The organism is Pseudomonas sp. Z18(2022) (genome assembly GCF_036346535.1).
Lineage (GTDB): Bacteria > Pseudomonadota > Gammaproteobacteria > Pseudomonadales > Pseudomonadaceae > Aquipseudomonas > Aquipseudomonas yamanorum_A.
Window position 1 is genome coordinate 22,559 of sequence record NZ_JAOTOA010000038.1, and the last position, 9,109, is coordinate 31,667.

Consider the following 9,109-nt stretch of genomic DNA (forward strand, 5'->3'; position numbering starts at 1 on the left):
TCAGTCCTCGGTTTTCGGCGTGGTGGGGTCGGTGTCATGCAGGTGGCGCGACAGGTAGATACCCTGGCCGACCAGGAACAGCACGGTCATGCCCAGGCTGCCGAACACCTTGAAATCCACCCAGTAGCTCTGGAAGGTAAAGGCCACGAACAGGTTGGCGGCGCCGCAGAACAGGAAAAACACGATCCAGGCGATGTTCAGGCGGGTCCAGACGGGCTCCGGCAACGTCAGCGCGTGGCCCATGATCCGCTTGATCAGCAGGCGGTCACCGATGAAGTGGCTGCCGATAAAGGCCAGGGCGAACAGCCAGTTGACCACCGGGGCTTTCCATTTAAGGAAGGTTTCGCTGTGGAAGGCCAGGGTCAGGCTGCCGAACACGAGGCAGGCGATCAGGGTCAGCCATTGGCTTTTTTCCAGCTTGCGCTGGGAGATGAAGAGAGCGCCGTAGACCACCACGGAGCTGATGATCAGCACCGCCGTGGCGCTATAGATGCCACCGACTGTCAGCTCGTGGCCGGCAATATCGATTGAGCGAGGGTCGATTTTGTAAACGATGAAAAACAGCAACAGCGGGATGAAGTCGATGAATTGTTTCACAGTAAGAGCCAGAAGCTGGATGTGGCGGCATAATAACAAACATCCTTGGTAGCGAAAGCGCCAGCTGACTTGAGGTTACACACTCCCGTGAATGTTGATTTGCACTGCCATAGCACAGCCTCCGACGGCGCACTGGCGCCCGCGGTCCTGGTTGCGCGTGCGTTTGAAAAAGGCGTGCGAGTCCTGTCGTTGACCGACCACGACACCCTCGAAGGCCTGGCAGAAGCCCGTGAAACGGCGAATGCGCTGGGTATGCAACTGGTCAACGGGGTTGAATTGTCCTGCACCTGGGGCGGCGCAACCATTCATGTATTGGGCTACGGTTTCGACGTCAACGCGCCGCCGTTGGTTGCGGCCATCGCCCAATTGCACGATGGCCGCTGGCTGCGGTCCGAAGAAATAAGCCGCAAGCTGGCCTTGAAGGGCATGCCCAACGGCCTGGAGGGCGCCCGCGCCATCCAGCAGGAACTGGGCGACAGCGGCAACGCCCCGGCCCGTCCGCACTTTGCCGACTGGATGGTGCGTGAAGGGTTTGTAAAGGATCGCGCCGAAGCATTCCGCAAATGGCTGGGCGCCGGCAAGCTGGGAGACGTCAAGCAACACTGGCCGACCCTGGAAGACACCGTTGGCACGTTGCGGGCAGCGGGCGCGTGGGTCAGCCTGGCGCATCCCTGGCATTACGATTTCACCCGCAGCAAGCGCCGCAAGCTGATTGGCGACTATATTCAAGCGGGCGGCCACGCAATCGAAGTGGTCAACGGGCATCAACCCGCCGAACAGGTGGGCAGCCTGGCGATTCTTGCCCGCGAATTTGGTCTGCTGGTCAGCGCCGGCAGTGATTTTCATGGCCCTGGCGGCTGGTCCGAGATTGGCGAATACCGCGCAGTCCCGGAAGATTTGCCGCCCCTTTGGTGTCGCTTCAAACATGACCCCATTATTGCCACCGTCTGAACAGGTAGAACACGTGAGTCAATTCTTCCAGATTCATCCGGAAAACCCGCAGGCGCGGCTGATCAAACAGGCCGTGGAGATCATCCGCGCCGGTGGCGTGGTGATCTATCCCACGGATTCTTCCTACGCGATCGGTTGCCAGATCGGCGACAAGAATGCGGTGGAGCGCGTAAGACGCCTGCGTGACCTGGACAAGAACCACAACTTCGCGCTGATTTGCAGCGACCTGTCCCAACTGGGGCTGTTCGCCAAGGTCGACACCGGCACGTTTCGCCTGCTCAAGGCCCACACGCCGGGGCCCTACACCTTCATTCTCAACGCCACCCGCGAAGTGCCGCGTCTGCTGTTGCACCCGAAGAAGCGCACCATCGGCCTGCGGGTGCCGGAACACCCGATCGCCCTGGCGTTGCTGGCCGAACTTGGTGAGCCACTGATGAGCGTGTCGCTGATCCTGCCGGGTGAAGAAGAGCCGCTGTACGACCCTTACGAAATGCGCCGCCTGCTGGAAAAACACGTCGACCTGATCATCGACGGCGGCTATGGCGGCAACAAGGCCTCCACCGTGATCAACCTGGCCGACGGCGAACCGGAAGTGGTGCGCGTGGGTTGCGGCGACCCGGCACCGTTCATGGTCGAGGCCTGAATGTCGGCCGTGGAAACCGTCGACAGCCAGGCGGGCGCCCAGCAGGAACTGCCATTTGCCATGGTCTACGGCCAGGCCGTCATGGAAATGCCGCTGGACCTGTACATCCCGCCGGACGCCCTGGAAGTCTTCCTCGAAGCCTTCGAAGGCCCGCTGGACTTGCTGCTGTACCTGATCCGCAAGCAGAACATCAACATCCTCGACATCCCGGTGGCGGAAATCACCCGCCAGTACATGGGTTATGTCGAGTTGATGCAGACGGTGCGCCTGGAGCTGGCCGCCGAATACCTGGTGATGGCCGCGATGCTCGCGGAGATCAAATCGCGCATGCTGCTGCCGCGCTCGGAAACCATCGAGGCGGAAGAGGACGATCCCCGCGCCGAACTGATCCGTCGCCTGCAGGAATACGAGCGCTTCAAGGCCGCGGCCGAAGGCATCGACGGCCTGAGCCGGGTGGGCCGCGACGTGGTGGTGCCCAAGCTCGACGCCCCGGAAGCCCGGGCGCGCAAGCTGTTGCCGGATGTGAGCCTGGAAGAATTGCTGATGTCCATGGCCGAGGTGCTGCGCCGTGGCGACATGTTTGAAAGCCACCAGGTCAGCCGCGAGGCGCTGTCAACCCGCGAACGCATGAGTGATGTGCTCGACCGCCTCAAGGGCGGCGGGTTTGTGCCTTTTGCCGAACTGTTTACCAAAGAAGAAGGGCGCCTGGGGGTGGTGGTGACCTTTATGGCGATCCTCGAACTGGTCAAGGAATCCTTGGTCGAGCTGGTCCAGAATGAGCCTTTTGCGGCTATCCACGTGCGGGCGCGAGCCGAATAAAGAGCTGAATCGATGAATCTGACTGAACCCCGCGAACTGGCCCCGCTGCTGGAGGCCTTTCTCCTGGCCTCGGGCAAGCCGCAATCGTTGGAACGCCTGTTCGAACTGTTTGAAGAAGCCGAACGCCCTGAGCCGCCGGTGTTCAAGAAGGCCCTGGAGATTCTGCGAAAGTCCTGCGACGGCCGTGCCTTCGAGCTGCGGGAAGTGGCGTCCGGGTATCGCCTGCAAATCCGCGAGAAGTTCTCCCCGTGGGTCGGCCGCCTGTGGGAAGAACGCCCGCAGCGCTATTCCCGGGCGATGCTGGAGACCATGGCACTGATCGCCTATCGCCAACCGATCACCCGGGGCGAAATCGAAGACGTGCGGGGCGTGGCGGTCAACAGCCATATCGTCAAGACGCTGCTGGAGCGTGAGTGGATCAGGATCGTTGGCTATCGGGACGTGCCCGGCAAGCCGGCGATGTTCGCCACCACCAAGGTGTTCCTTGACCACTTCAACCTGAAAAACCTCGACGATTTGCCGCCGTTGGCCGAGTTGCGGGAGATGGAGCCGGACCCGGTTCTGGACTTCGACGACGCGCCCGTGCCCGCCGGTTTGCAGGAACTGGCCGACGCCAGCGCCGAGCCGGAAGAGCCGAAGGACGAAACCAGTTTCCATACGCTGTTGCTGGAACTGGACGACATGGAGCAGGGCATCAAGACCGACTTCGACGATTTGCTGCGTGATGGCGCGGTCAGCGATGGGGAGCCGGCGCCCGTGCTGCAACTGAACGATGAGGTTGAGGCGCCAGTCGAAGTTGAACCTGAGCCGGAGCCTGACCCTGACCCCGAAGAAGACATTCTCGGTGTAGCAGAAGCCCGCGCCAAACTGCTGGCCGCTGTTGCAGCCCTTGAACAACCGCCCCTTAGCGACGAAGAGGACGAAGCCCGGGCCCTGGCCGAAGCCATCGAAAACGAACGCCGCCAATTCGAAGACTGACGCCGCTTCAAAATGTGGGAGCTGGCTTGCCTGCGATGCAGGCGATCCGGTCTTTCTGCTACACCGAGGTGATGCCATCGCAGGCAAGCCAGCTCCCACAGAAAACCAGTGCCTGGGAGGATTTCAATGAGCTCCACCAAAGACCCCTGCATCAGCATCTGCAAGTTCACTGACGATATCTGCGTGGGTTGCGGGCGCAGCAAGCGTGAGATCCGCGCCTGGAAGAAACTCGACAAGGTCGACAAGCGCACGGTGCTGGCCGAAGCCGAGCTGCGCCTTCTTGCACTGGGTGCCACCGGTCGGCGGAAAGGCAAATGAACCTGCAGTTATCGGCTAGTCTCTGATGCGCAACGCGCGCCATGAGCGTATGATTCGCGACCCTTTGGCGATGCGTTCGCCAAACGCCCAGCTTTTACTATCTTCAGGCCAAGCCTGAATCGACACACCGGGAGGTGCTTAAGATGAGTGACCAAGACCAGAACGACAGCCAGGAAATCGGCCCCGCAGGCGAAAAACTGCAGAAAGTCCTCGCCCGTATCGGCGTAGGCTCGCGCCGCGACGTAGAAGCCTGGATCACCCAGAAGCGCATCAAGGTCAATGGCGTTGAAGCCACCCTTGGCCAGCGCGTCGACCTGCACGATGCCATCACCATTGATGGCAAGGTCATCAAGCGTGAAGAGGCCGCCGAATCGGTGCGCCGCGTCATCATGTACAACAAGCCCGATGGCGAAATCTGCACCCGTGACGACCCGGAAGGCCGTCCCACTGTATTCGACAAGATGCCGCGCCCTAAAGAAGGCCGCTGGATCAACATCGGTCGTCTCGACATCAACACCACCGGCTTGCTGATGTTCACCACCGACGGTGAGCTGGCCAACCGCCTGATGCACCCTTCCTACGAGATGGACCGTGAATACGCGGTACGTGTGCGTGGCGAAGTCGATGACGAAATGATCGAGCGCCTTAAAGCCGGCGTCGTGCTGGAAGACGGCCCGGCCAAGTTCACCGACATCAAGCAGGCGCCGGGCGGCGAAGGCTTCAACCATTGGTACCACTGCGTGGTGATGGAAGGCCGTAACCGTGAAGTGCGTCGCCTGTGGGAATCCCAGGGCCTGGTGGTCAGCCGCCTGAAGCGCGTGCGTTTCGGCCCGGTGTTCCTCAACTCCGACCTGCCGATGGGCCGCTGGCGCGAAATGAGCCAGTACGAAGTCGACATCCTGAGCGCTGAAGTCGGCCTGACCCCGGTGGCCATGCCGCAGATGAACGCCAAGAGCAAAGACAAGCTTGAGCGTATGCAGCGTAAATCGTCGCGCCCTGTAGCGCGTACCGACCGTGTTGCCCGCACCCTGCGCCCGGCGCTGGATGCACCGGCCACTGGTGGTCGCATCTCCCGCGAGCCGCACATCGAAGGCGAGCGTCGTCCTTCTGCACCGGCTCGTCAGGATGGCGAACGTGCTCCGCGCGCGCCGCGTCCAGCCGGTCGTGGTGATGCACCTGCAGGCGGTCGCGGTAACCGTGGCGAGTCCGGCCGTGGTGCTCCGGCTAGCGGCCGTGCCGACGACAACGCCAGCACCAAACGCCCGGCCAAGCCAGCGCCGAAAAAGCGCCCGGGTTTGAAACTGGTCGATGACGCGCCATCGGGCAAGCGTCGTGGTGCACCGGCCGGTTCCGGCCAGCGTCCAGGTTTTGGTCGCAAGAAGCCGTAGTGATTCGTTAAGCGCTGCATAAAAAAACGCCAACCTCAGGGTTGGCGTTTTTTTTTGGTCTGGATTTGGAGTGCACTCTACAAAGCAAACCTGCTTTCCTGTGGGAGCTGGCTTGCCTGCGATGGCATCACCTCGGTATTGCCGGTGGACCGAGTTGCCCGCATCGCAGGCAAGCCAGCTCCCACATGTTGAACCCCATTTGTTTTGACGGCGTGTCAGAACATGAAGGCCCCATCGAATACCGGCTTGTCATCCAGCGCCAACACGCCGCTGGCGAAGATCAGGTCCAGATGATGGCTGCCTTTCTGCCCGCCACCCAGGCCCAGGTGCAGCCCGCAGTGGCGCTCTTCAAAGCCGGCATTGCGCGCATACAAGTCCTTCACGCCTTCATTGGTGCCGATGCCCAGTTCCTCCACCCGGCGGTTGGACGGGTTGGCATTCAGGTATTTGTTGAAGTCGTCCGCCAGCCCCGGTACTTCGCTGGCGACGGTGCAGATGGTCGAGTTCTCGATCCACAGTTCCAGCGGGGATTGCAGCACGCCGTATTTACGCGCAAAGGGGATGGTGCTGAGGAAGGTGCCGACAAACCGCACCTGGCCGTTGATGGCCTCGCTGTGGGTGGCGATCTCGCCGGGCGCCAGGTCGTGGTTGCCGACGCCGTTGATATTGGTCCACTTCTTGATGCTGCTCATGGGCGCTTCAAGGCGCGAGCCATGCTGGTCGGTGAAGCTCAGCACGCTGGCCTGGGACATGCGCCGGATCAACGTGGCGTTGAGGTCGGCAATCCGCTGGGGGGCGACGCTGAAGGTGTCGTAGAAATAATCGCCGTAGTCCTTGAGCAGCAGGGATTTTTTCCAGTGCTCAGCCATCACGCCTTGCAGGGCGCGGATAAAGTCCGGGCCTTCGGCGCGTGGGTTGGGCAAGGTCGAGGAATCGTAGAGAAACATGTACAGGTCGCAGTCTTCGATGGCCTTGGCCAGCACTTCGCTGGGGGCCTGGTCCAGGCGTTGTACCTGGAAGTCGAAACGCGCGGCGCTGCCCTGGATGATCGATTGGGCGATGGCGTCGTAGCGTTCGGTATGGCCGATCAGAATGGTAGGGCGGTGCAGGCCGGCGAGGGCCGGGTGATGGGCGAGGTAATACAGAAAATGTTCGACGGCGCGGGCCTTGTCCATGACGTCCTTCCTTCAAAGCCTTCGGTAGGAGCAGTGGCAGGTGCGGCGTCCCGCGCCTGCCGGGGTGCCTGATCAGATTAGAAAGGCCACATCGCGGTGCCAAATGGCACGACGGCATCGGCTTGCATCATTTCAACGGCGGCCTCGTGGGTCGGCGCTTCAAACCAATCGTCGAGTTGCAGTTCGGTTTCCAGGTCGTTTTCCAGTGCTTGCATGGTGAATCTCCTAGATGACGTTGTTTGAGAACGAGCTTGCCAGCGGGCTGCGCTGGGCAAGTGGATGAACCTAGAAGAGTGTGTTTGGGAATGCAAAATTTTTATTGACACGGTTTCATTTGGATTTTTTATTCCGTTTTGATGGCTATTTGGTTTATGTCGATGAAACAGGCAGTTGGCTGTGTGTTTTTGTAGGAAGTGGCCTGTCGTCAATTTCTCTATATCTGAAAGAATTTTCCCAATGTCCCTGCTATCTGCCGCACAGCATCCTGTCGGCCCAGACAGGTTTGGCGGTGTACAATGCGCCGCGTTTTACTGTGATCCCACTCTTTCAGGGCTATCCGCCTTGTTCATTCCGCCAGGCCACAAGCCCGTCGGGTTCGATTTCGTCACAGATAAAAACAACAGGTGACGTATGACCGTAAGAAAAAACGCTGGACCGGGGTTTGATCGGCGCTGCTGTAGCCCGTTACCAAAGCAGCACCCCTCCATGAGCACCATCAAACCTTGCGTGAGACCCTTTTCATGAGTGAAGCCAACTCGCATTCAGGCGAACTGAAGCGCGGCCTGAAAAATCGCCATATTCAACTGATCGCCCTCGGTGGCGCGATTGGCACCGGGTTGTTCCTGGGTTCGGCCGGCGTGCTGAAATCCGCCGGGCCGTCGATGATCCTCGGCTATGCCATCTGCGGCTTTATCGCCTTCATGATCATGCGCCAGTTGGGCGAAATGATCGTCGAAGAGCCGGTGGCCGGGTCCTTCAGCCACTTTGCCCACAAGTACTGGGGCGGTTTCGCCGGCTTCCTGTCGGGCTGGAACTGCTGGATTTTGTACATTCTGGTGGGCATGTCGGAGCTGACGGCCGTCGGAAAATACGTGCACTACTGGTGGCCCGAGATCCCGACCTGGGTGTCGGCGGCGGCCTTTTTCGTGCTGATCAATGTGATCAACCTGTCCAACGTCAAGGTCTTCGGTGAGGCCGAGTTCTGGTTTGCGATCATCAAGGTGGTCGCCATCGTCGGGATGATCGCCCTGGGCAGTTACCTGCTGGTGAGCGGCACCGGCGGGCCACAAGCTTCGGTGAGCAATCTGTGGGAACACGGTGGGTTCTTCCCCCATGGTGTTGGTGGTTTGGTGATGGCCATGGCGATCATCATGTTCTCGTTTGGCGGCCTGGAGATGCTCGGGTTTACCGCCGCCGAGGCGGACAAGCCACGCACGGTGATTCCGAAGGCGATTAACCAGGTGATCTACCGGATCCTGATTTTCTACATTGGTGCGTTGGTGGTGCTGTTGTCGTTGACGCCTTGGGACAGCTTGCTGGAAACCCTGAATGCTTCTGGTGATGCGTATAGCGGCAGTCCGTTTGTGCAGGTGTTTTCGATGCTGGGCAGTAATACGGCGGCGCACATTCTCAACTTTGTGGTGCTGACGGCGGCGTTGTCGGTCTACAACAGTGGCACTTACTGCAATAGCCGCATGCTGTTGGGCATGGCCGAGCAGGGGGATGCGCCTCGGGTGTTGGCGAAAATCGACAAGCGCGGGGTGCCGGTACGGTCGATCCTGGCGTCAGCGGCGATTACGCTGGTGGCGGTGTTGATGAATTATCTGATTCCCCAGCATGCGCTGGAGTTGCTGATGTCGCTGGTGGTGGCGACCCTGGTGATCAACTGGGCGATGATCAGCTTTTCGCATTTCAAGTTTCGCCAGCATATGGATCGGACGGGGCAGGTGCCGTTGTTCAAGGCGCTTTGGTATCCGTATGGGAATTACGTTTGCCTGGCGTTTGTGGTGTTTATCCTTGGGGTTATGTTGTTGATTCCGGGGATTCAGGTGTCGGTGTATGCGATTCCGGTTTGGGTGGTGTTTATGTGGGTTTGCTACGGCATCAAGAATAAGCGCAAGGCTCGGGAGGGGGTGGTGAGTCCGGGGTGATTGGGTACATATCCGTTGCTGCGGTCACGGCGGCTTATGGTTCCGCTCTTACAGCGGGTCACTTTTGGCAAACGCCCGGAATGCCGGCCC

Annotated in this window: 10 protein-coding genes; 7 read left to right on the top strand and 3 right to left on the bottom strand. The window is 60.2% G+C overall.

Annotated elements, in window-relative coordinates; genetic code table 11:
• Entirely contained in the window at positions 1 to 597 is a 597-nt protein-coding gene (locus tag V3W39_RS32665) for a septation protein A (protein WP_330214100.1), read from the bottom strand.
• An 87-nt stretch (positions 598 to 684) separates the two neighbouring features.
• Between V3W39_RS32665 and V3W39_RS32670 the strand changes: the two genes are divergently transcribed.
• From V3W39_RS32670 to rluB, 6 genes are all read left to right on the top strand, one after another.
• Positions 685 to 1,548 (top strand): PHP domain-containing protein, encoded by an 864-nt coding sequence (locus V3W39_RS32670; protein WP_010169890.1) that lies wholly within the window; start codon positions 685 to 687, stop codon positions 1,546 to 1,548.
• A gap of 13 nt (positions 1,549 to 1,561) precedes the next feature.
• Positions 1,562 to 2,191 (top strand): L-threonylcarbamoyladenylate synthase, encoded by a 630-nt coding sequence (locus V3W39_RS32675; RefSeq protein WP_003220075.1) that lies wholly within the window; start codon positions 1,562 to 1,564, stop codon positions 2,189 to 2,191.
• A gap of 120 nt (positions 2,192 to 2,311) precedes the next feature.
• A complete protein-coding gene (locus V3W39_RS32680) occupies positions 2,312 to 3,010 on the top strand; it encodes a segregation and condensation protein A (RefSeq protein WP_177042780.1) in 699 nt (232 codons plus the stop codon).
• Between the two features lie 12 nt (positions 3,011 to 3,022).
• Positions 3,023 to 3,988 carry an SMC-Scp complex subunit ScpB gene (scpB, locus tag V3W39_RS32685; protein ID WP_330214101.1) on the top strand — a complete coding sequence of 322 codons (966 nt, stop codon included), beginning with the start codon at positions 3,023 to 3,025 and terminating at the stop codon, positions 3,986 to 3,988.
• Positions 3,989 to 4,114: 126 nt separating this feature from the next.
• A complete protein-coding gene (locus tag V3W39_RS32690; protein ID WP_003220079.1) occupies positions 4,115 to 4,306 on the top strand; it encodes a DUF1289 domain-containing protein in 192 nt (63 codons plus the stop codon).
• A gap of 143 nt (positions 4,307 to 4,449) precedes the next feature.
• Entirely contained in the window at positions 4,450 to 5,694 is a 1,245-nt protein-coding gene (rluB, locus tag V3W39_RS32695; protein ID WP_177115529.1) for a 23S rRNA pseudouridine(2605) synthase RluB, read from the top strand.
• Positions 5,695 to 5,909: 215 nt separating this feature from the next.
• Here the strand turns inward: rluB and V3W39_RS32700 are convergent, their stop codons facing one another.
• On the bottom strand, positions 5,910 to 6,869 hold the full coding sequence (locus V3W39_RS32700; protein ID WP_177121765.1) for a leucyl aminopeptidase: 960 nt from the start codon (positions 6,867 to 6,869) through the stop codon (positions 5,910 to 5,912).
• Positions 6,870 to 6,946: 77 nt separating this feature from the next.
• A complete protein-coding gene (locus V3W39_RS32705) occupies positions 6,947 to 7,084 on the bottom strand; it encodes a hypothetical protein (protein ID WP_003175756.1) in 138 nt (45 codons plus the stop codon).
• 525 nt (positions 7,085 to 7,609) lie between these two features.
• On the opposite strand from V3W39_RS32705, the gene V3W39_RS32710 reads away from it, so the two are divergent.
• Positions 7,610 to 9,019, top strand: a complete 1,410-nt coding sequence (locus V3W39_RS32710) for an amino acid permease (RefSeq protein WP_177079795.1) — start codon at positions 7,610 to 7,612, stop codon at positions 9,017 to 9,019.
• Positions 9,020 to 9,109: the final 90 nt, after the last annotated feature.